This window comes from Vibrio sp. 10N.222.47.A9 (genome assembly GCF_963872585.1).
Taxonomy (GTDB): Bacteria; Pseudomonadota; Gammaproteobacteria; order Enterobacterales; family Vibrionaceae; genus Vibrio; species Vibrio splendidus.
In genome coordinates this window covers 15,157-35,903 of sequence record NZ_CAWNBB010000039.1, presented here as the reverse complement: position 1 = coordinate 35,903, position 20,747 = coordinate 15,157, and the positions used below count along the sequence as shown (strand labels likewise).

The window sequence follows — 20,747 nt, the reverse complement described above, 5'->3', positions numbered from 1 at the left end:
AGTTGATTAATAAAATGAATTAAATATGTATTACCTATGTAATACGTATTTGTTTTAAAGGCTCTGTATCTATTTTAAGACATTTCATAGAGCCTTAGTTTGGACTTAACTTCTAGCACGAATGAACATCACACTTGAAGCGTCTTATTACCTGTTCTGGGCCTTCTCTCTTGTAAAGACTAACACTTTAAATGTGTCTTTAATCATGATTCTATCGTTGCCTTGGTTCCCCTGCGGCTAGGCTTTGTTTGAACCCCCGTTATTGTCCTAAGAGTCATAGCGCCTTGTCGTTCCCTCCTCGTTGTTCTCTCTGTCTTCGAATAAGTTCGTGTAAGGGCTTGTTTTCTTATGCGCAGATTCTCTTTCACTCGCATCATTTTCGGGCATGCAGGCTGTTAACCGTTTCTCCCCACAACCTGCTTTACAAGGGAGGCTTCGCCGCTGCGCGCCCTTGCAAAGCAGAACGATGTTGAGAGAGCGGACAGCCAAGCGGCTCCGAAAAGTGATACTCAAACAGAAAGGAAACTCTCATGGCGCAACAAAACTCAACCCCAGCTCTCTCTAATTCAAATTCATCGACCAGCGTTTCGCCGCTGGGGCACGAAAGCTCACCAAAAAATGATGTCTCTAGTCCGTTGGCGGTATTGAAGTTGCGCTCTCAAGTCAAAAAGTGTTGTGATGAGGCGAAAAGAAAGTCTGATTGGGTTTCCAAAATCCAGCGTTTGAAAATGTTCAGTCGTCGTCAGTCGCCAGAGCAGCAGGCTGATATCGCAGCGTTAAAAGACCAAGGGTTCGTTGAAGCTATCAAGCAGCAGTTTCCGCTATTGGGATCGCGTCGTTTTGCTTTCCATGAAATCCGTGACTTTTTCATCGAATTAAATGGTGCTGGCTTTGGTGAATGGTTTCTTCACGAGCGAGCGGATCACATCATTCTGTACACCAACTACGGGTCAGTATTTCCAGCATTGCGATTTGTGACTACGGGGGAGGGGACGTTTAAGTGCTCAGGGTTTTGTTTTGATGTGCGTTTTGGCGCTTAGGGTGTCACATTAAAATACATTATATGCTGACAGATCCAGGCCCGCGATTTGGGTTGTGTGTAGGAGTGAGCCAGCGAAGAACCTGTTAGATCGAATCTGACAGAATCGAGCTAGCGCTTTTGCTAAATTAACAATTTATAAATGACCCAAAAAAACTAATGTTAGTATTGACAGGTTTCTCTTGGGATAATATTTTAAAAAAACGAACTGACAGATGAAGTTCTTAAGTTGCCCACTTCGCCTTCTTAGGGAAGCTAAGGCAATTGTAATCAAGGAACGTTGACGTTGTAGTATGCGACATTAGCGAGTTCCTTAAACCTGTTAACACCTGGAACATATGTCTTACGGCGCCTGCTTGGTGCAATAGAGTCTGTCTCCGGTCTTGGTGTACTAAACACTAAGAACTATTGCTTATTTATGAGGATAGTATTATGCGTAATGTGGATTTTTCTCCGCTATACCGTCATGCCATTGGTTTTGAACGTCTATTTAACCTAGCGGAGAGTAGCACGAATAAGCCATCTTGTAATGGCTACCCTCCATACAACATCGAGCAGAAAGACGAAAACAACTATCGTATTACGATGGCTGTAGCTGGTTTTTCTGAAGATGCACTAACTCTTACCCAGAACGAAAATATGTTAATCGTTTCCGGTGAAGTTCAGCCTGTAGAAACTAAACCTAATTACCTTTATCAAGGGATCGCAGAGCGTAACTTTGAACGTAAATTCCAGATGGCTGACTACGTAACCGTTAAAGCAGCGAGTATGGGAAATGGTTTGCTGCACGTAGACCTCGTCCGTGAAGTCCCAGAAGCAATGCAACCCCGTCAGATCTCAATCCACAAATAATGACTGGGGAAACAGGATCGGATAAGGTGATTTTAGCATTCGATTTTACTAGCCTTGTCTAAAAATATTGCTGTTTATCACCATCTAGAGTGCAAGACTTAAACGCTTGTACTCATATAGAAGAATAGAATTACATATTTTGCATTAGAAAAAATAATTTTAATAAGAGAGGTCTTATTATGAGTAAAATTATCGGTATTGACTTAGGGACAACAAATTCATGTGTTGCCGTACTTGACGGCGACAAACCTCGCGTACTAGAAAATACTGAAGGCGAACGCACAACAGCCTCGGTAATCGCATACACTGAAGGTGAGACGCTAGTTGGTCAACCTGCGAAGCGTCAAGCGGTTACTAACCCTCAAAACACCCTATTCGCTATCAAGCGTCTAATCGGTCGTCGTTTTGAAGATGAAGAAGTTCAACGCGATATCGAAATCATGCCTTTCAACATTGTTAAGGCTGACAACGGTGATGCCTGGGTTGAAGCGCAAGGCCAAAAAATGGCTGCTCCTCAAGTATCTGCTGAAGTTCTTAAGAAAATGAAGAAAACAGCTGAAGACTTCCTAGGCGAAGAAGTAACTGGCGCAGTTGTTACTGTTCCTGCTTACTTCAACGATGCTCAGCGTCAAGCAACGAAAGATGCTGGTCGTATCGCTGGCCTAGATGTTAAACGGATCATCAACGAACCAACTGCTGCTGCTCTAGCTTACGGTCTAGACAAGCAAGGTGGTGATCGCACTATCGCTGTATACGACCTTGGTGGTGGTACATTCGATATCTCTATCATCGAAATTGATGAAGTAGAAGGCGAGAAAACTTTCGAAGTTCTTTCAACTAACGGTGATACTCACCTTGGTGGTGAAGATTTCGATAACCGCATGATTAACTACCTAGTAGATGAGTTCAAAAAAGAGCAAGGTATCGACCTTAAAACTGATCCACTAGCAATGCAGCGTGTTAAAGAAGCAGCAGAAAAGGCGAAAATCGAGCTTTCTTCTACTACTCAAACTGACGTAAACCTACCTTACGTTACGGCTGATGCGAATGGCCCTAAGCACATGAACATCAAAGTGACTCGAGCGAAGCTTGAGTCTCTAGTTGAAGACCTAGTTCAACGTTCTCTTGAGCCACTAAAAGTAGCTCTTGCAGATGCTGCCCTATCTGTAGGCGAAATCACTGACGTTATCCTAGTGGGTGGTCAAACTCGTATGCCTATGGTTCAAGCTAAAGTAACGGAATTCTTCGGTAAAGAGCCACGTAAAGACGTGAACCCTGACGAAGCTGTTGCAATGGGTGCTGCTGTTCAAGGTGCAGTGCTAGCTGGTGACGTTAAAGATGTTTTACTACTTGACGTCACTCCTCTCTCTTTCGGTATCGAAACGATGGGCGGTGTAATGGCTAAGCTTATCGAGAAAAACACAACTATCCCGACTAAAGCGGTGCAAGTGTTCTCTACAGCTGAAGACAACCAAAGCGCAGTAACTATCCACGTTCTTCAAGGTGAACGAAAGCAAGCGACTTACAACAAGTCTCTTGGTCAGTTCAACCTAGAAGGTATCCAACCAGCTCCACGTGGCATGCCACAAATCGAAGTAACATTCGACCTAGACGCGGATGGGATCCTGAACGTATCTGCTAAAGATAAAGCAACAGGTAAAGAGCAAAAGATCACGATACAAGCATCAGGTGGTTTGTCTGAGGAAGAGATTGAAGCAATGGTACAAGAGGCAGAAGCTAACAAAGAAACGGACAAGAAGTTCGAAGAGCTAGTCATTGCACGTAACCAAGCTGACCAAATGATTCACGGTACTAAGAAGCAAGTAGAAGAAGCGGGTGAAGCTCTACCTGCAGACGAGAAAGTTAAAATCGAAGCGGTTATCGAAGCTCTAGAATTAGCTAAGTCTGGTGACGAAAAAGAAGTGATCGACGCTAAAGTTCAAGAACTTATGCAAGCAGCTAAAAAGCTAATGGAAATTACTCAACAGAAAGCACAAGCACAGCAAGCTGGTGAACAACCTAAGCAGGACGACGATGTTGTTGATGCTGAGTTTGAAGAAATGAAGTAACGCCACTGACGGATAATTGCTTTCGAGCTGTTAAACGTTGAGTTATGTATCATGGAGACGTGAACTTATCGGTATTCAGGGCGTAAGAGGTCACTCATACGCCCTTTTTTGTTTGAATGAGAAATTGAGTGAGTTTTTAGCATGTCAAAACGAGATTATTACAGCGTGCTAGGTGTATCTAAGGGAGCTTCGGAGAAAGAGATTAAAAAAGCCTACAAGAAGTTGGCGGTGAAGTATCACCCCGATAAAAATCCCGGAGATGCGACAGCAGAAGCGAATTTCAAAGAAGTAAAAGATGCTTATGAAATTTTAACAGACAAAGAAAAGCGCATTCAGTATGACCAATTTTGTCATACTGAATCTGAGAATCGTGGTTTTGGTGGTCACAGTGGGTTCGAAGACTTCTTTAGTGATGCCTTCCGCCAACGTGGCGGCGGCTTTGGTGGAGGGTTTGAGGATCTCTTCTCACAAACTCGTGGTGGACACGGGCGCCCACGCGGACAAAAAGGTCAAGATCACCAATATACGCTTACTGTAGACTTTATTGATGTGGTTCAAGGGGCTGAAAAAACGGTCGAATTGCTAATCAATGGTAAACAGAAAAAAATCAAAGTTAAGATCCCTTCGGGCATTAAAGATGGTGAAAAGATACGTTACTCCGGTAAAGGTGGTTTAGGCGTTAATGGTGGTCCTTCGGGGGATTTATTATTCATTATTGCAACCAGACCACATGCGTTTCTAGACCGCGATGGTAATGACATTATTTGTCACACCAAAGTTGATATGGTTACTGCGGCTTTAGGGGGGGAAGTTACGGTGAATGTGTTAGACAGTCGCTTTAAACTCAAAATTCCAGCGGGTACTCAAACAGGGCGTAAATTCAAGATGACGGGGAAAGGCGTGACAAGTCGTAAAGGTGAAGCGGGCGATCTATTGGTGGAGGTTCAAGTTGAAATACCCAAAAATCTAACCGATGCACAACGTGAGTTGTTAGAACAATTTGGAGCAACGCTTTAGTCATTTAAAGTAAATTTAACAAAACCAGTTCTAGAGCCGACGCCGTATAATGTGGGGTTGTATCGCAAAATTATGATGAAGTATAAGTGTACTGGTTTTTAGATGTAATTAAGCGGTTTTGTCGCAAATCTAGTTAGAGGCGTGACAGACCCACCCTACAGATACAATTATACTGCGAGTGCGTAGAATCGCTCAAAGGCCGTCTGGCCCACAATATCTATCTGAGCTTGTTTCAACATCGTCCACACTCCCCACCCATGCAAACTGGCCAAGGCTCCTTCCGTTGACTTCCAACCTAGTGCTTGACGTGTTTTCTGCTTCACCCAACGGTGGATCTGCTCAACGATATTGTTCAGATATTTAATGTCCAAAATCTCTACCAATGAGAGCATAAAATAACCCGTCAACCAAAGCTGAACATTCATAGAATCAATGGCCGCGTAGTTACTCTTACTACCATCTATGACGACTTTGTTTGGTAAACCATTTTGTGAAATGGCCTTATTCAAAAAGGCTTTAGCAGCAGCCTCATCACGGTTCGGGCTAATATAATAATCAATCACATTTCCAAATTTATCGACGGCTCGGTAATAGTAGACCCATTTACCCTTTACTTTGATGTAGGTTTCATCCATACGCCACGAGTCAGACACCGGCTTCTTTCTACGCCTCGCTCTATGCTCCAATACTGGTGTAAATTTGATAACCCAACGATTAATAGTAGCGTGATCCACAACGACTCCGCGCTCTAATTGTATATCTTCAATTTCACGATAACTGAGTTTATAGGCGAGATAATAACGTACGGTTTCGAGAATAACTTCAGAGGGAAAGTGGCAGCCTTTAAACATTAAGAATCAGTATCATGAATAGAAATTAAGCAAATCTTAACTTAAAGGCTCAAAGTTTGCGACAGAACCCTTTTTCGGCATGATTTCAGGGGCAAAGTGTTTCCATTTGAATGCGGGATTGGTCATTGAGTCACTAGATCAGAAAAGACAGAGCTGAATTCTGAGTCTTGGCTGACTTTTTTGCAACAACCCCATTTAGAAAGCGAGTTCAGTTTGTATATCTCTAGATAAGGTTTTGTATTGAAAACGTCTAAGCAAGTGGCCACCTTCACTTCACTATTGAATTACACCAATAATCATTAGTACCTTAGATATTTCTAGTTATTAAATGTGCTAGTCTTGGTGAAACAAAGTAAATATGGAATCTATTTTTATGTTGGGTAAGTTCACTAAGGTGGCTGATTATTTTTCTGATATGGGTGTTCCGCCTCAAGCGGTTAAATCCCTGTCAACTCAGTTTAGATTGCTCTCACTGAATCCATCAGATATTTTGCTCGCACAGGGAACTCAGCAAGACTATGGTTATTTTATCTTGTCCGGTATACTTAGAGCTTGTCATTACGGTGAGAATGGTCTTGAGCGATGCAAAGAGTTTTATTTTAACGGTGAACTATGCTTCCTCTATTCAAGTTGGTTACAGGAAATGTCTGCCCAATATCAAATTGAAGCTATTACAACAGCAGAAGTGATAAGGATCCCTTTGAATTTACTGACATTGCCTTCGTTCTTACAAGCCAAAGTCACACTGTTACAACAACAGTTAATATTCAAGGAGCAGAAAGAGGCTCTGCTATTACTCCACACTCCTGAGCAAAGGTACCAGCACTTACTGCAGTATTGGCCAAATTGGTTAATCAAACTTAATAACATTCAGATAGCTAGCTATATCGGTATCAGCCCTGTCAGCCTATCGAGATTGAAAGCCAGAATTAAAAGCTAAATATAAGAGGTAGGCATTAACTTTAGTTAATTCCTACTTTGGGATATATACGCATAATCCCACCTCCATATTTATCATAAATTTTTTAGGAGGGAAGTATGTCGGCATTTCTTTGGTCCCAAGTATTGATAGCAATCGCCATCGTATTCGATCTGATATCATTTCAATTTAAACAAAGACAAAAAATTGTCTGTTGCTTATGTATATCAGGCATCCTGATTAGCACCCACTTTGCTCTGCTAGAACAATGGACCGCTGCAAGTTTAATGTTACTCGCGAGTGTTCGCTATTTCACTAGTATTTTTACTACATCGAAAAAATTGATGTTTCTATTTTTAACCTCTGCGGTAGTGATAACTGTGATGACCTTTGTTGACTTGATCAGTTTACTTAGTTTTGGCGGAACGCTATTTCAGACCACCGCTGCATTTTGTCAAAGTGATCAACGTTTACGTCAATTAATGATTTTCGGAACTTTGCTCTGGCTAATACACAATTATCTTGTAGGTTCTCCTACCGCTGTACTGATGGAGTTGTTGTTTATTGGCAGCAATATTGTCGGCTATTATCGTTATTATGGGATACATCTGAGTATGTTGAATCCAAACAAGTCCATATGAATATATTAGCCAATACTTAAGTGACAAGCACCATGAAAACGGAGAATTTTTTAGTAGGAGAAATTCATATTCATAAGGTCCAAATGACTACTAACTCTAAATCATTTTGGGACGTTCGAGGTAAAGTCGTATGAAGCGCTGTTCACCGCTTACTGTGTGAACCATCTGTATCACCAGATGAACCTAAGAGCCTGAATAAAGTAGCAGCTCCGATAATGTAACGAAGATTGGCATTTGCCAATCGGGATCTCAATCGTGAGAGGACGATCCTCCTGATAACCACAATCGGGTGAGCGCTAGGTAGTCAGTCTGATGAACAGAAGTGAATCCGCGTAAGGTGCGTTATGTGATGAAACAGCTGAAGTGGTTAATACGCTGTAGCCAAAAGGCACGAGAGTCGGAAAGAGATTGCCCCATGCTCTTTCGTGATCATTGAACTCTTCGCACCATAGCGGGCATCTACCCTGACATTGCTCGGAATACGAAACACGGTAAGCCTGTATCACTCCCGACTGGTCTCCCGTTGCGAGAGAGTTTGAAGAACTTTATTTAAGGAGAAATGCAAATGATGATTTCAAAAGAGATTAATGCCTCTCCTGACAACGCTCAATGGCAGTCAGTAGACTAGAAATCCATTAAAACGCATGTGTTAAAGCTCTAGATGCGTATCGTAAAGGCAACTCGAGAAGGTAAACACGGTAAAGTAAAAGCTTTGCAATGGATACTGACTCACTCGGGTTCAACAAAACTTCTTGCTAAGTTGCTAGGTATCATTTGATGCCTTTGTGGAGGCTTAAACCGTATGCAATGAAAGTTGCACGTACGGTTCTTAGGGAGACGGCACTTGGTAACAAGTGTCGTCCAACTGACAAAGATTACTTAGAGTAAATGAACTAAATTGATGTGTAGAAAGAAACCAACATGGTGCATAATTTTTATCATGGTACTGATTTGATGTTAGGATAATGGAATGAAAAAGACCACGCCAACTCCACATGATGCGCTCTTTAAGCAGTTTCTCACTAATCCTGAAACCGCTAAAGACTTATTGGATATTCACCTGCCTGCTGAGCTGCGTGAAATCTGTGATTTGACGACCCTAAAGCTCGAATCAGGCAGTTTTATTGAAGAAAGCTTACGCCCTTACTATTCGGATGTCCTTTATTCTCTTAAAACGTCTCAGGGGGAAGGGTACGTCTATGCGTTAATCGAGCACCAGAGTCGGCCAGATAAACACATGGCGTTCAGACTGATGCGTTACGCTATCGCTGCTATGCAACAGCATATTGAAGCGGGCCATGAGCACTTACCCTTAGTGATACCTTTGCAGTTTTACCATGGCCAAGTCTCGCCGTATCCTTATGAAATGAATTGGTTAAAAGGGTTTGTGAATCCTGTTGTGGCTAAAACACTCTATACTCAAGATTTTCCATTGGTCGATGTCACGGTCATCTCCGATGATGAGATAATGCAGCATCGCCGTATCGCGTTACTTGAACTTGTACAAAAGCACGCTAGGCATCGCGATATCATGGATTTCCTTGAGCCTCTGGTCACATTGCTCTTAACCGATTACACTACAGATAAGCAAGTACAGTCATTGATGAGCTACTTACTCCAAGTGGGTGAAACAAGTAACCTAGAAGCGTTAATTACGTCACTGGTCTCATCAGTACCGAAACACGAGGAAACACTTATGACTATTGCAGAACAATTGCGCCAACAAGGCGAGCAACGTGGCCGCCAAGAAGGGCGCCAAGAAGGTATACAATTAGGTGAGGAAAAAGGCCGTCAAGAAGCACTCAAGGAGATGGCGCGCAAGATGTTGCTTAATGGGATCGACCAGCAAGCCATTATGGATGTCACGGGATTGAATGAAGACGAACTCGCACAAATTTCTCATTAGCCGAGCAAGCATAAAGGGTTGTGTGGCAAAGTGGTGGTGTTGATAAAATCTGCCTGGAGATAAAGCTACATCGTCTATGGCTAACCGCTTCAAACTGGTATCCCTAGAGCTATAATTTTTGTTTGTAGTTTTGACATTTACTATCATTTCACCTATCTGAGCGTTGTAGTATTTCAAACTCGTTTTACCGCTCGTTAGCGCCTTTTCCGCTTCATTTATTGCTCCACTCTCTTCCCAAAGCATTACCTTCTTTCGAGGTGAGTTTCAGTGAGGGACAACCTTTCTTTTTCAGAGGCTCATGGCACAACAAAACTGACTTCCGCACTCATGGTTTCGGGTGTATCGAGATGAAAGCTAAGTGCAGCTTTTGCCATGCTCTGCGTTTCTTTGCATCAAGCTTTTTCACTTTCCGCTCTCCCTGACCAAAAAGGTGGAGGCCAGTTGAGTTAATGGCTACATGGCGAATAGCCCTTTAGATTTATTGCGATATTTGACTTGAACCGCCTTCGACGCATATCCCTGAATATTGACTATGACGGTTCTGTTTCCAACGCCAATCAACCTGTAAAGTACGTATTAAACTTAAATATTGGGCGTTCTCCCTTCGGAAGGCTCATTCCGTCGCTTCACTCCTCTCGCGATAACTTATGGCACTGTTATCGAGCAAGCTCGATGTGACATTCAGTTACTGCGAACAATCACCCAACGCCTCCGCTACTGCGTAGCTGCGCATCGTCGTGCCTCCTTATTACCTTTCACTGGCTTCAATTAAGTTCGAGTAAGGGCTTGTTTTCTTATGTGCCGATTTTCCTTTCGACTCGCATCACTTGATGGCGCTCGCAGGCTGTTCACCATCCTCAATCAGAACCTTCTCTGCAAGGGTAAATAAACGCTTCGCGCCCCTGAAGAGAAGAACCCTGTTTGAGGTCTGGACAGCCAAGCGGCTCCATAAAAGTGATACTCAAACAAAAAGGAAACTCCTCATGGCACAACAAAACTCAACCCCAACTCTCTCTACATTGACGCTCAGCGACCAGCGTTTCGCCGCTGGGCACGAAAGCTCACCAAAAAATGATATCTCTTTACTGCGTATTCCTCAGCGTACAGAGGGAGAAGAGCACGGCTTTTCTCTTACGCCGTGTAGCGACATTACCTTAGCTGAACTCAAAATCGCGTGATTTACTTCGCGTGATTCTAAGTTCTACCCATCCACTCTGGCTGAGGTTGAGAAGAGTATCTTACACCACTTTAAAATAGGGGACTTAACTGACAATTTTATTGTGAAGGATGTATCAACCCCTTCGAGAGCCCTTTTTTCGTTTCACCGTTGCCCGTTTTAATTACTGGGATATTTTTGTATTAACGTCAGGAGTAAGTCATGAAATATCTCTCTCACTATATTCAAGCCAAACAAACGCAAGCATTTAATGAAGCTGGGGCATTTTTTGCCTTTTCTAATAAGCAGTTCGATGAAGCAAAAAAAGAGGGCGTGAAATATGCGTCGTTAGGTATGGGCTTAATTTGCCCTGTTGATAAGGCGAAGCAATTAATGAACCGTTTAGATTCTATTGCTCAAGAAGGGATCGTCGAAGACATCGAAGAGAATGGTAAAAAATCGATCATTCGCCGTGAGCTATTCAATCACGAGTGTTTCTATACCAATGACATTTGTGATTGTGTCGAAAAGCTCGAAGGGTATGGCATTTCTTACGATGAAGTGTATGAGGTGTTTAATCACATTCGTAAAACGGAAGACGTTTATTAAACGCTAAAAGTAAAGCGCCTTGATATTTGCTGTATCAAATATCAAGGCAAATTCAATTTAAATACAGGGGTAAATAAAATGAACATTAAAAATGTTACATCCGATAACGAAGAAACAAAAGGAAAAAATTATTTTTGTACGGCTGTGCCGTTTGCTCTTGGCAAAGTTGTTTGTACACAAGGCATTGCTGAACTGCTAAATAACAATATTGGTGTGAATTTACCGATTTACTTACATCGTCACCAAAATGGTGATTGGGGAAATGTCTGTGTTGAAGATAAACTTACCAATGACGAAGCCACTAAGACAGGCGAGCGGGTTTTATCCAGTTATACCATTTGTAATGAACAAGTTTGGATAATTACCGAGCGTGATCGTAGTTGCACTACGATTTTACTCCCTAATGAATATTGATGACGTCAATTCACGCGATATAATGGAGTTCCTTTGGACTCCATTTTTTAGCTTATGAAAAAACTAATCTTATTTTTGTCAGTCTTTCCAAGTGTCGGGTATTCGTTTTGTTTTGATGAAGCAGGACAATATTATAATGTTGATCCAGATTTGCTGCGATCGATAGCACAAGTTGAAAGCAGTCTTGATCCTAATGCTTATAACGAAAACAAAAATAAAAAAGGTCAAGTAACCAGTCGTGATTTTGGACTCATGCAAATTAACTCTAGTTGGTTTCCTCGACTGGCTGAATTTAATGTCAATGAAACCAATGTCTACGAACCTTGTTTTAATGTTTCATTAGGTGCGTGGGTATTAAGCTCTAACTTTGCCAGCCATGGCTATAACTGGAATAGTGTAGGCGCTTATAATGCAGGATTTCTTAAACGTACCGAAAGCGCCAGAAAAATATACATAAAAAAAGTTCAGAAAGTCTATTACCAATCGCCATTAAAATAACCTTTCTTGCACCATAGCAGTGCAGCGCTAGTTGTGTCACGATCTTCTTTTTCCGTTTTGCATTCCTTCCCTAATGGTCTCAATCACCCTAGATTCAATCGCCAACGGTTCGGCTTTTGAGCTCGACGTTCCTAAAACACACCCCAAGAAAACAAACTAGATGCAGATTCATTGGAGGTCATTGTTACCGCTTTAGAATCATCCACACACCACGTCATAATCTGGCGATTATGGGTGGTTGTCTGTTTTAAATTATTGAAATTTATTGGTATTTAGTTTTTGTTTTTTAGTGTTATGGCATGTTTGACAGCGTTCTACGGTTCAAAAGTGCCCCTGTAAACAGGAGCTTGAAATGGAAAAAATATCTCTTACTCAGCGATTTGTCGAGCGCGTTAAACCGACTTCGACCACACAAGAATACTATGATTCCAAGGTGTCTACGTTGTATTTACGAGTCTACCCGTCAGGGAGGTGCGTGTTTTTCGTTCGTTTTCAGCACAACGGATTGAGGCAAAATCATAAGCTAGGTTGCACGTTAGATTACTCATTACGTCAAGCAAGACGAGAAGCCTTGCTGTTTGTTCAGCAGGTGCGCAGTCCGAAAATTGAAGCATTGCCCTCCATAACGCTACAGGCGTTCGGCCAAGAGTTTTTTGAGCGTTATCCTCGTCATTGGAAACCTCGCACTTTGAAAAAGAACGAAAGTGCCTTTCGTCTTCAGATCGCCCCTTATCTTGGAGATAGGGAAGTACAATCCATTGTTCGAAATGATGTTGAGCAGTGGTTTGCCCAGTTAAGCCATGTGAAAGGCTCAGCCAACCAAGCGTTAGTGTTGCTGTCGGTTATGATGCAACAATGTGAAACGTGGGAATATCGTCCTAAAAATACCAATCCTTGCCGTGGTTTCAAGCGTTATAAAGAGGGAGGGGGAGAGCGCTATCTTAGTAAAGATGAATTGCGACAACTCTGGCGAGTGTTAGACACGTTAGAGGGCGATAACCCGGCTAAGGTCATGATAATACGTTTGTTGATATACACAGGTTGCCGCTCATCGGAAGTGAGAACCTTACAATGGAAAGAGTACCGAGGTGGTCACTGGCATTTACTAGACAGTAAAACGGGGGCGAAAACGGTTTACCTTTGCTCACAAGTTAGAGCTTATCTTGATGCATGGCAATCAGAGAGTCCTTACCTGTTTCCAGCCCCTTGTAACACTCAACCCATATCCACCAATCAGTTGGGTATATTCTGGCGACAGGCTCGCCAGTTGGCAGGATTGGAAGGTGTACGTTTGCATGATTTACGTCACACCTACGCCAGTATTGCCATTCAGTCGAAGGTAAACTTGATCGTGCTGAGTCGCCTTTTGGGGCATGCTGAAGCGGAAACGACGCTAAAGTATGCACATTTGGGACGTGATGACGTGTGTCAGGCGGCTTCTCATGTGTCGGGTGTACTCGTTAAAGGTATGCGCTCATGAAGTCACTGTTATTCACTTCTAAAGTGATTCAATCACTTCATTCGAAAACTCGGACGTATACGGTGTGGGATACTCAAGTGCCAGCGTTAGGGGTTCGAGTTTATACCGATGGTCGCCGTTTCTATGTGACTCATTTATCCGTTCCTAATAAGACGTTGGCGGCAGTGGGGCAACTGACACTAAAAAAAATGAGACAACAAGTACAAGCTTTACAGGCCTCTTTTTTAGACAAAGAGACGAAACCTATACGGTTGATCCGCTTCGATGCTTTGGTGAAAGAAGAATGGACGGAGAAGGTCTGCAAGGGATGGAAACTGAGTACGCAAGGGACAGCGTCGAGCGCCTTAAAAAGGCATTTGTTGCCCGAGTTTGGACGTTTTCCTGTCAGCCGTATTGATTCGTGTCATGTACATCGTTGGTTTGATGAACTTAGCCAGATTTACGCAGGAGCAGCTAATCGTAATCTTGATGTGCTTCGTTCAATCTTCAAATATGCGGTGAAGCAAGGCTATTGCATGAACAACCCTTGTGACGGTCTTAAGCAAAATCGCAAAAAAAAGCTCAATCGTTTTTTGAGTTTGGATGAGTTAGCGCGACTGCAGAAGGCATTAATGGTGATCAGCCAGCAAGGTGATCTGGAAGCGTGCTGTTGCCAGGTGCTAAAGCTGGTGCTGTTAACGGGGTGTCGAATTTCTGAGGTAACAGGCCTGCAATGGTCTTTTGTTAAAGGCAGGGAGTGGCACTTGCCGGACAGCAAAACGGGTGCGAAGGTGGTGTATGTGGGCAAGGAAGCGCAGCAACTCCTTTCAGACATACCACAGCAAGTATGGGCGCATCGTAGCGAATCACACGATGATGTGTTTATGCCCTTGCATCGTTTTGTGAGTCGGTCGACTAAGGTTAGTATGGTCTGGCAACAGGTGCGAGCCTTAGCCCATATCGAGGATGTTCGCATTCACGATTTGCGCCATACCTTTGCCAGTTATGCGGTGTTAGAGGGGTATCCTATCCCAATGGTGTCGAAACTGTTGGGTCACACGCGTATTTCATCCACGCTTCGTTATGCTCATGTGGATGATGCGCAGGTCTCACAATCTGCTGAGGCGATAGGGGAAGTTATTAGTGGAATATTATCAGACCAGCTTGTGAATAACCCTAAAACTCGAAAAGTGAGAGCCTCCAAACCTAAGCCGACGAAATCTCCCCCTAAACGCAGAGGAAGACCTATCAAATTAATACCGGAACTGACCGATGAGGAGGTTGAACGGTTTAGATATGAAGTGGATTTTTGGGAATGGTGATTAAAATATCTGTCGGAATAACATAAGTACATCAAATTTTAAGGTTAGGTTTTTTGGTGAAGTTTGTGTTTTGGAGAGTCACACTTGGAGTTCTGTAAATAAGTGTACGTTATGAAGCCAAAGTCAAAATGCCAAGGGTGGCGAGTAAACAAGAGACTATTTTCCTTGTAAGGTTAGTGTGCTCTTTTAAAAAGAAGTAACCAAAAAGAATATCGAGGATAAAGGCACCTTGGAATAAAGCCATGACTAAACTAAAAGCGCTAGTGTTGAGCACTTTTAAGAGAAGATAGTAGCTTGCCGTGCCACAAGTAGCTGTTATTATCGCGTTAGCTAGAACTTTTTTGATTAACCCATAATGAACTTTAAATAGTAGAGGCGTCAAAAGAGCAGTTCCAGAAAAACCGATGAAAAGGATAATGCTAGAGGGTAAGTAGATCGTAAGCACTTTATCAATACCTATAGCTATAGTGAGAAAGATTGGGGCGAGCCACGCGTGAAAATTGTTTGAAAAAAGAAGACCTATTTTGTTATTTTTACTGATGAGTAGTGAGGCGATAAGTATGAGCATAACGCCCACTATTTGAAGGAAAGTAAGTTTCTCATTTAAAAAGCTAACTCCGAAAATAGCACTCCAGATTATCTTTGTTTTAGATATTATAGAGACAACGCCTAATTCAATTGAAGTACGAGCCCTGAAGGTCGAGTATGCAAAACCCATCCACGAGAAAATACTGAATATACTCAAAACCAACAGCTCCAAAAGTTTACTTGTATTGTCGAGTGTTGTGGGGATTTGTTTGATTTCGAATGCAACAAACAGCGCAGCTAGTACACTGCATGTTATTTGATAGCCTAGTAAGTACTCATTGCATAAATTATTTTTCTTAAGGAAGATTCGTGATATCCATTTGTCTAATGAACTTAAAATAATAGCTATAGCTAGTATGGAGTATGAACTTATCATTGTTTCTCAATGTGAATCGAGGTCTTGCATTTTATGAGTTCAAATAGTTTCCGGTTATTGGGGCTACTCTCTTCTCCTTTAGTAATAGCAACGTGATTATAATCAGTTTCAATTTTAGCTATGACATTTGGAATGACGCTTTGAAGCATGAGTAATTCGAAAACCAATTTACTTAAAGGAGTTCCGGGGAAAAACTCTTTCTTTTGAAACTCGCCCGGCCAATGCGCCCATCCCCAATCTTCTATGATGTATATCCCACCTGATTTTAGATAAGGGAATGATGTCAAAAAGGCGGCTTTTGTTGGTTCATATAAATGGCTGCAATCATCAATAATTAGGTCTACATTTTTTTTGGGGAAGTGTGATTCTAATATTTGAATGAGCTTGTCTGTATGATCTTGCTTTACTCCACAATAAGGTTCTATTACAGAGTGTGCTGAAGATCCCTTTCGGTATTGACTTAAGGCTGGGTGTTCTTGGCGTTCGTCTATGCCTATGATGGAGTCAGGGGTGAAAATCTTATCGAGTAAAACGAGACTAGCACCGTGATATAACCCAAACTCAATAATGTTCTTTGGAGTCAAAGGTGCACAGATTCGTGACATTGATTTGGCGAATGAAGGATCTTTAACTAGAACGAAATTATTTTCCGTAGTTCTCTTTTTGGGACTTCCCCAAGAAACCAAATTAAATCCAACTTCATCAATAGAGAAGTGTTCTTCATTATGCCAGCGTATTTTATCCCAAGGGTCACTATAGTTATCCATATCTTATATATGCCTGATAATTTTTGACCTGTGATTCTAGGGTATGTATTGATTTTCAATTAATAAATTATCAGTTGATTATTAATTCAATCGATATTAGTGGTTTAGTTTACCGTAAGTGATTTTATGTTTTCGGTGAAATTATTATGGTATCGAGGTACTTATTCCGTAGTTACTTATCTATGGGTAAAATGTGGCCTCAATTGAGGACACCTTTGGCATTAGCAATCCTACAAGAGGGAGATAAGTTAATAATGCTCTATGGTTCTTTTAACTTGAATGAGTTGGAGTTGAGTGACAATCAGACACAGATGTTAGTGGAAACCGCTATCAGAGAACACAAAAAATATAATCTACCAACGAAATATTTGACGCTTGAAAGTATGACGCTCGAATGGGGAAAAAGTCTTAAAGCGGCAAATACTCTCGTTGATAGCTTTGATCAACAAATTACAAGTAGGTCTGCTCATAGCAGAGTTAATTTTCTGAGACATAAAAGTAGTTCCGAATTTTTTGAAGTAATTGAGAGGAATATTTTCTTGCTTAAACAAGATGAAAATTCTGCCAAAAAGTTTCGTGAATCATTTGCTTCGGTGAATGGTAAAGAAGTTAGGTGTACTCTGGTCGCAAAGATGAGAGATAAATTACTCGCGGTTCGAGGGGATCAACAAACGGAATTTCATCAATTGGCTGCCTTAGGGTTGGAGAAGAGAAACTTCAATATGGAAAGTAATATTGGAGAATGAAATGGTTAAAAATAGAAGGGAGTTTGAATAATAATGACTTCAAATACGGAATTGTTTACCTACTTAGTTGTTACTTTGTTATATGCGTTCATGCCCGGTCCGGCGATGCTTTATAGTATTGCTCAAGCGGTGTCAGGAGGGAAGAAAGTAGGAATAATGGCAGCTTTCGGCCTCATATAGGAGGGTATGTCCATGTGATTTTAGCTGTATTAGGTTTGTCTTCGGTGCTTTTAGCTAATCCTACTCTCTATTCCGTCATTCAAAAGTTAGGAGCTCTTTACCTCGTTTGGTTGGGGTTCCAGCGTATCTATCTAACTAAAAAGTTAAGGGTTACTTCTCGCGAAAATAATATGGTCTCTCCTAAAAGAACTTTCATTGAGAGTGTCATCGTCGATGTCCTGAACCCTAAAGCCGCAATTTTTTATCTTGCTTTTTTGCCACAGTTTGTGAATGAAGTAGGTAGTCTTGCTGTTTGGCTGCAATTACTTATTTTGGGAGTTTTTACGAATTTAATGTTTAGCAGCGCGGATCTTTTAAGTGTTTTGATGGCTAGTCATCTACATAAAAGGTTTCAAGCAAGAAGTCACTGGGTTGATTTTTTCTCAAGGTGGTCTGGAAGTATTTTTATACTGTTAGGTGTTATGGCCTTGGTAAACTCTTCGTGAGTTTAGGGCCACTGCTCAATTTAAATTTGCAAGTTTCAAAACTGAATACACAATCAAAACGTTCATTACTGGCATGTAATACCAAGTGGATAAATTTAACTTTCTGGTGTTTCGCCCGTTAGCTCTTACGAGGATGAGTATGAAAATCGTATATGAAATTAATGTGACCGAAAAGCAGCATAAAGAAATTATGATGTTGCGGAATCAATCATTTCCAAAGCATCAAGTTGGGCGTTCCTACTTTAAACAACTCCCTCACCTTCGTGCGCTACAGTATGAAGGTGATGTGCTTGTCGGGTATCTCGGATTAGATTATCGGGTAATAAAAGTTGGGAATGAAGTACACAAGGTTTTGGGGATAGTCGACTTTTGTGTTGCTGAACATTATCGAGGTCATGGTATTGGTACGTTGATGTTATCCGAGGTTTCCTTGTTTTGCGAAGGTAAGGGGGTAGACTTCATCATTCTTGTCTCAGAGCTGCAAAGTTTCTATTCAGCACGAGGGTATATTCAAGTTAAGGGAACCAATTCATGGTTAAGGCTTCATGAACACACGAATTATGGTGTTGCTGTTGAACATGTTGATGAGCTTTATATAAAGCCAATGAATGCAAAGAATTGGGGAGATGGCCATATTGACTGGCTTGGCTATATGTACTAACTACAAAGGACAACCAAACGTTTGAGAGTCTCAAGATACTTCGTCTAACCTTATGGTTTAATGTAAGGTGCCTAAGCTGTTTGTGTCCAAGAGTTTCTTAGGTTGAATTTCTACCCTTGGCACTTTCTAGCTTGAAAGTGCCCCAAAAGTTGTTAGCTCCGTCGAAATATCTAGGTTCAATTATGGCGTTTAATCAGGTTGTACTGGAGTTTGATAAAGAGTTACTGCTCTTAAGAACCACCACCATACATAAATAGCACCATATGATTGACTACTTTGATCATCTATTATCCCATGTGCCACTTTGTTTCGGAAATTAAAGCCATGTCTGTCAGAGAATAGCGCCTCTATTTCAAATTTAAGAAACGAGTCTAGTATTCTATGTTTCTTAGATAGCTTTAGTAATAAAGATATACTCTTTTCGCCCTCACAAGCAGTGTTAATGGTGACTGTTGGAATTCCTGATTCTTGCAGGATGAAGCGGAGCATGCTCTCAATCAATGGACAAATAAGCATAAGTGAAGTTGAAAAATCATCGCAATAGCCAAACCATAGAGCATTTGTTGCTAATGCGCGTTGCGACGTTGGAATAATTAAACAGTTGTTGATTAGTTCAGAAAAGTATTCTTTATCAATGTTGTTCCCATTTTTTAGAGTATGTAAAGCAGGCAAAATACTTCCTGAAGCCAAAAGGTTACAGCCTCTTTGGTAAGACTGAACCCATTGGGCGTATCGAGCTTCTGCGGAATGAGTGGGGTAGCTACCTAATAGCTTACCGCCTTCATCTGTAAAAGAGATAGAACCGCAAAAAGTGCGAACAAAAAATCCTTGGTCTTTTTTTGATTCAAAGTATAGGGTTCTTATATTTAATAGGTTTACGCCTTGAATAGAAAAAATAGCTTCAAAAGACTGATCATGCATGGCTCTTTTAGTCTGCGTGATCATATCAGTTAAATCTAAATTATGGATTTGAGCTGAGACCTCGAATTGCTTGGTTATATCTTCCCTAGTTTTAACTAACTCATTCTCTATTTTTTGCTCTAATGAGTCGATGTTATGCTTTGTCTTATATTTTCCGTCGAGGCTTTCAAGCAAACTTAATGCACTTCGAAAGTGCTTAGCAGTCAATAGGTGACTGTTGCGCTCTCTTTCTTGAATTGCCCAGCGGTAGTAGGTATCACTATATAGGTGTTTGATTTCATTTTTGTTTAGAGATGAAGGTAAGCTTCTATTGGCAATCTTTAGAAGTAACTCCCAGTAGCTTATAGCGATAGAGTAATTTTTTTCACTGATTAGAGTATCAATCGCTTGTTTTACCAACTTGGTAAGCTCTAGAGAATGCAGTGAGAATACTTTTTTAGGCTGTTTAATTAGTAAACGAGCAACAATGAAAGCTAGATCGTCCTGTGCTGCTGCACTTATTAAATTATCAATAATGCTTTCATATGCTTCCGGAACGTCTGCCCACGTAGCTAAAGCAATAGCTCTTTCCCAATAAGATTGATCATTAAGTAAATTTTCAATTGGGAAGCTTTGATATGAAATGAGTGCTTTCTTCGCATTTGTAAAATTTTTTTGGGTTGTTGTAGACCAAAGGTAATCATAGAATTTTGCACTTAACCAATAGCAACTAACCTCTTCAATGATTTGTTCTAAATACGGTAATTCCTCCTTTTTTATATCGTTATAGTTCCATACGCTCATTCTCTCTAACGCCATTTCTTTGAGCTTAATTTTATGAATGGAAAGAACCACTAGGTTTTGTAAGGCGGTAGAATCAACATGATCTAAACTATCTTTATGCTCTTCGAATAAATCATTTAGTTTTGATGAGTAAAGGAATTCATCATGATAAAAATGCTCATCCTTAAAGAAGACTCTCTGGATACTTTTTATGATATCAGGGGGAAGCAACATAATGTCCTAAGTAGATATACGTATGAGTATATTAACGTATGTTTAATCCTTTATCTTTGAGAAAAGCCTAATTACAAACACGGAATTGTCCAAAAGCCTCTCAGGTTGAATTTTTACCCGTGGCACTTTCTAACTCGAAAGTGCCCCAAAGTGTGTCACGACCGATGACTGACTAATTAATGGTGAGTTGATTTTGTAATACATATGCTAACTAACAACCCTAGAGTGCAGGTGTTTTTTTCGTAACCCATAACGAGTGTGCGTACAAAAATCAC

The 20,747-nt window shown here is 41.2% G+C and carries 20 protein-coding genes and 2 pseudogenes; 17 read left to right on the top strand and 5 right to left on the bottom strand.

What is annotated here, in order from left to right; all coding sequences use genetic code 11:
- Positions 1-530: 530 nt before the first annotated feature.
- The 4 genes from AACT19_RS11740 (at position 531) to AACT19_RS11725 (ending at position 4,977) form a co-directional block, all read left to right on the top strand.
- The gene (locus AACT19_RS11740; RefSeq protein ID WP_076646401.1) at positions 531-1,040 is read left to right on the top strand and encodes a hypothetical protein; all 510 of its coding nucleotides are present in this window, start codon (positions 531-533) and stop codon (positions 1,038-1,040) included.
- A gap of 431 nt (positions 1,041-1,471) precedes the next feature.
- Positions 1,472-1,891 carry an Hsp20 family protein gene (locus AACT19_RS11735; protein WP_017091829.1) on the top strand — a complete coding sequence of 140 codons (420 nt, stop codon included), beginning with the start codon at positions 1,472-1,474 and terminating at the stop codon, positions 1,889-1,891.
- 179 nt (positions 1,892-2,070) lie between these two features.
- The gene (gene dnaK / locus AACT19_RS11730) at positions 2,071-3,960 is read left to right on the top strand and encodes a molecular chaperone DnaK (RefSeq protein ID WP_076646399.1); all 1,890 of its coding nucleotides are present in this window, start codon (positions 2,071-2,073) and stop codon (positions 3,958-3,960) included.
- A gap of 141 nt (positions 3,961-4,101) precedes the next feature.
- Positions 4,102-4,977 (top strand): DnaJ C-terminal domain-containing protein, encoded by an 876-nt coding sequence (locus tag AACT19_RS11725; RefSeq protein WP_017091113.1) that lies wholly within the window; start codon positions 4,102-4,104, stop codon positions 4,975-4,977.
- Between the two features lie 167 nt (positions 4,978-5,144).
- On the opposite strand, the gene AACT19_RS11720 is transcribed toward AACT19_RS11725, so the two are convergent.
- Entirely contained in the window at positions 5,145-5,828 is a 684-nt protein-coding gene (locus AACT19_RS11720) for an IS6 family transposase (protein WP_017091114.1), read from the bottom strand.
- Between the two features lie 373 nt (positions 5,829-6,201).
- Between AACT19_RS11720 and AACT19_RS11715 the strand changes: the two genes are divergently transcribed.
- The 4 genes and pseudogenes from AACT19_RS11715 (at position 6,202) to AACT19_RS11700 (ending at position 9,294) form a co-directional block, all read left to right on the top strand.
- Positions 6,202-6,768, top strand: a complete 567-nt coding sequence (locus AACT19_RS11715; protein WP_076646397.1) for a Crp/Fnr family transcriptional regulator — start codon at positions 6,202-6,204, stop codon at positions 6,766-6,768.
- A 98-nt stretch (positions 6,769-6,866) separates the two neighbouring features.
- Positions 6,867-7,388: a YgjV family protein gene (locus AACT19_RS11710; RefSeq protein WP_076646395.1), complete on the top strand. Its 522-nt coding sequence runs from the start codon at positions 6,867-6,869 to the stop codon at positions 7,386-7,388.
- A 565-nt stretch (positions 7,389-7,953) separates the two neighbouring features.
- Positions 7,954-8,145: pseudogene (locus AACT19_RS11705) on the top strand (reverse transcriptase N-terminal domain-containing protein); the annotation flags it as partial.
- 213 nt (positions 8,146-8,358) lie between these two features.
- On the top strand, positions 8,359-9,294 hold the full coding sequence (locus tag AACT19_RS11700; RefSeq protein WP_076646393.1) for an Rpn family recombination-promoting nuclease/putative transposase: 936 nt from the start codon (positions 8,359-8,361) through the stop codon (positions 9,292-9,294).
- Between the two features lie 89 nt (positions 9,295-9,383).
- Here the strand turns inward: AACT19_RS11700 and AACT19_RS11695 are convergent.
- Positions 9,384-9,804: pseudogene (locus AACT19_RS11695) on the bottom strand (hypothetical protein); the annotation flags it as partial.
- A gap of 473 nt (positions 9,805-10,277) precedes the next feature.
- On the opposite strand from AACT19_RS11695, the gene AACT19_RS11690 reads away from it, so the two are divergent.
- From AACT19_RS11690 to AACT19_RS11665, 6 genes are all read left to right on the top strand, one after another.
- Complete coding sequence (locus tag AACT19_RS11690; RefSeq protein ID WP_242658945.1) at positions 10,278-10,472, top strand: hypothetical protein; 195 nt, start codon at positions 10,278-10,280, stop codon at positions 10,470-10,472.
- A 200-nt stretch (positions 10,473-10,672) separates the two neighbouring features.
- Positions 10,673-11,059, top strand: coding sequence for a DUF7659 family protein (locus AACT19_RS11685; protein WP_076646391.1), 387 nt, complete (start codon positions 10,673-10,675; stop codon positions 11,057-11,059).
- 78 nt (positions 11,060-11,137) lie between these two features.
- Positions 11,138-11,473 (top strand): type I restriction endonuclease subunit M, encoded by a 336-nt coding sequence (locus AACT19_RS11680; protein ID WP_076646389.1) that lies wholly within the window; start codon positions 11,138-11,140, stop codon positions 11,471-11,473.
- 54 nt (positions 11,474-11,527) lie between these two features.
- Positions 11,528-11,971 (top strand): lytic transglycosylase domain-containing protein, encoded by a 444-nt coding sequence (locus AACT19_RS11675; RefSeq protein WP_076646387.1) that lies wholly within the window; start codon positions 11,528-11,530, stop codon positions 11,969-11,971.
- A 352-nt stretch (positions 11,972-12,323) separates the two neighbouring features.
- A complete protein-coding gene (locus AACT19_RS11670; RefSeq protein ID WP_076646386.1) occupies positions 12,324-13,451 on the top strand; it encodes a tyrosine-type recombinase/integrase in 1,128 nt (375 codons plus the stop codon).
- A complete protein-coding gene (locus AACT19_RS11665; protein ID WP_076646384.1) occupies positions 13,448-14,752 on the top strand; it encodes a tyrosine-type recombinase/integrase in 1,305 nt (434 codons plus the stop codon). The genes AACT19_RS11670 and AACT19_RS11665 overlap by 4 nt, the downstream gene beginning before the upstream one ends.
- 109 nt (positions 14,753-14,861) lie before the next feature.
- Here AACT19_RS11665 and AACT19_RS11660 read toward each other — a convergent pair whose 3' ends face one another.
- Positions 14,862-15,716, bottom strand: coding sequence for an EamA family transporter (locus tag AACT19_RS11660; protein ID WP_076646382.1), 855 nt, complete (start codon positions 15,714-15,716; stop codon positions 14,862-14,864).
- Positions 15,713-16,483: a class I SAM-dependent methyltransferase gene (locus tag AACT19_RS11655; RefSeq protein WP_048664376.1), complete on the bottom strand. Its 771-nt coding sequence runs from the start codon at positions 16,481-16,483 to the stop codon at positions 15,713-15,715. The genes AACT19_RS11660 and AACT19_RS11655 overlap by 4 nt, the downstream gene beginning before the upstream one ends.
- A gap of 215 nt (positions 16,484-16,698) precedes the next feature.
- Between AACT19_RS11655 and AACT19_RS11650 the strand changes: the two genes are divergently transcribed.
- From AACT19_RS11650 to AACT19_RS11640, 3 genes are all read left to right on the top strand, one after another.
- Positions 16,699-17,229, top strand: coding sequence for a hypothetical protein (locus AACT19_RS11650; RefSeq protein ID WP_131825226.1), 531 nt, complete (start codon positions 16,699-16,701; stop codon positions 17,227-17,229).
- 194 nt (positions 17,230-17,423) lie between these two features.
- Positions 17,424-17,894 carry a LysE family translocator gene (locus AACT19_RS11645; protein ID WP_242658944.1) on the top strand — a complete coding sequence of 157 codons (471 nt, stop codon included), beginning with the start codon at positions 17,424-17,426 and terminating at the stop codon, positions 17,892-17,894.
- 139 nt (positions 17,895-18,033) lie between these two features.
- Complete coding sequence (locus AACT19_RS11640) at positions 18,034-18,555, top strand: GNAT family N-acetyltransferase (protein ID WP_076646378.1); 522 nt, start codon at positions 18,034-18,036, stop codon at positions 18,553-18,555.
- A 189-nt stretch (positions 18,556-18,744) separates the two neighbouring features.
- On the opposite strand, the gene AACT19_RS11635 is transcribed toward AACT19_RS11640, so the two are convergent.
- Positions 18,745-20,472 (bottom strand): DUF4209 domain-containing protein, encoded by a 1,728-nt coding sequence (locus AACT19_RS11635; protein WP_076646376.1) that lies wholly within the window; start codon positions 20,470-20,472, stop codon positions 18,745-18,747.
- Between the last annotated feature and the right edge of the window lie 275 nt (positions 20,473-20,747).

Coding starts and splice junctions, on each gene's coding strand:
- AACT19_RS11740 (WP_076646401.1), top strand. CDS start 531: ATGGCGCAACAAAACTCAACCCCAGCTCTCTCTAATTCAAATTCATCG.
- AACT19_RS11735 (WP_017091829.1), top strand. CDS start 1,472: ATGCGTAATGTGGATTTTTCTCCGCTATACCGTCATGCCATTGGTTTT.
- dnaK (WP_076646399.1), top strand. CDS start 2,071: ATGAGTAAAATTATCGGTATTGACTTAGGGACAACAAATTCATGTGTT.
- AACT19_RS11725 (WP_017091113.1), top strand. CDS start 4,102: ATGTCAAAACGAGATTATTACAGCGTGCTAGGTGTATCTAAGGGAGCT.
- AACT19_RS11720 (WP_017091114.1), bottom strand. CDS start 5,828: ATGTTTAAAGGCTGCCACTTTCCCTCTGAAGTTATTCTCGAAACCGTA.
- AACT19_RS11715 (WP_076646397.1), top strand. CDS start 6,202: ATGTTGGGTAAGTTCACTAAGGTGGCTGATTATTTTTCTGATATGGGT.
- AACT19_RS11710 (WP_076646395.1), top strand. CDS start 6,867: ATGTCGGCATTTCTTTGGTCCCAAGTATTGATAGCAATCGCCATCGTA.
- AACT19_RS11700 (WP_076646393.1), top strand. CDS start 8,359: ATGAAAAAGACCACGCCAACTCCACATGATGCGCTCTTTAAGCAGTTT.
- AACT19_RS11690 (WP_242658945.1), top strand. CDS start 10,278: ATGGCACAACAAAACTCAACCCCAACTCTCTCTACATTGACGCTCAGC.
- AACT19_RS11685 (WP_076646391.1), top strand. CDS start 10,673: ATGAAATATCTCTCTCACTATATTCAAGCCAAACAAACGCAAGCATTT.
- AACT19_RS11680 (WP_076646389.1), top strand. CDS start 11,138: ATGAACATTAAAAATGTTACATCCGATAACGAAGAAACAAAAGGAAAA.
- AACT19_RS11675 (WP_076646387.1), top strand. CDS start 11,528: ATGAAAAAACTAATCTTATTTTTGTCAGTCTTTCCAAGTGTCGGGTAT.
- AACT19_RS11670 (WP_076646386.1), top strand. CDS start 12,324: ATGGAAAAAATATCTCTTACTCAGCGATTTGTCGAGCGCGTTAAACCG.
- AACT19_RS11665 (WP_076646384.1), top strand. CDS start 13,448: ATGAAGTCACTGTTATTCACTTCTAAAGTGATTCAATCACTTCATTCG.
- AACT19_RS11660 (WP_076646382.1), bottom strand. CDS start 15,716: ATGATAAGTTCATACTCCATACTAGCTATAGCTATTATTTTAAGTTCA.
- AACT19_RS11655 (WP_048664376.1), bottom strand. CDS start 16,483: ATGGATAACTATAGTGACCCTTGGGATAAAATACGCTGGCATAATGAA.
- AACT19_RS11640 (WP_076646378.1), top strand. CDS start 18,034: ATGAAAATCGTATATGAAATTAATGTGACCGAAAAGCAGCATAAAGAA.
- AACT19_RS11635 (WP_076646376.1), bottom strand. CDS start 20,472: ATGTTGCTTCCCCCTGATATCATAAAAAGTATCCAGAGAGTCTTCTTT.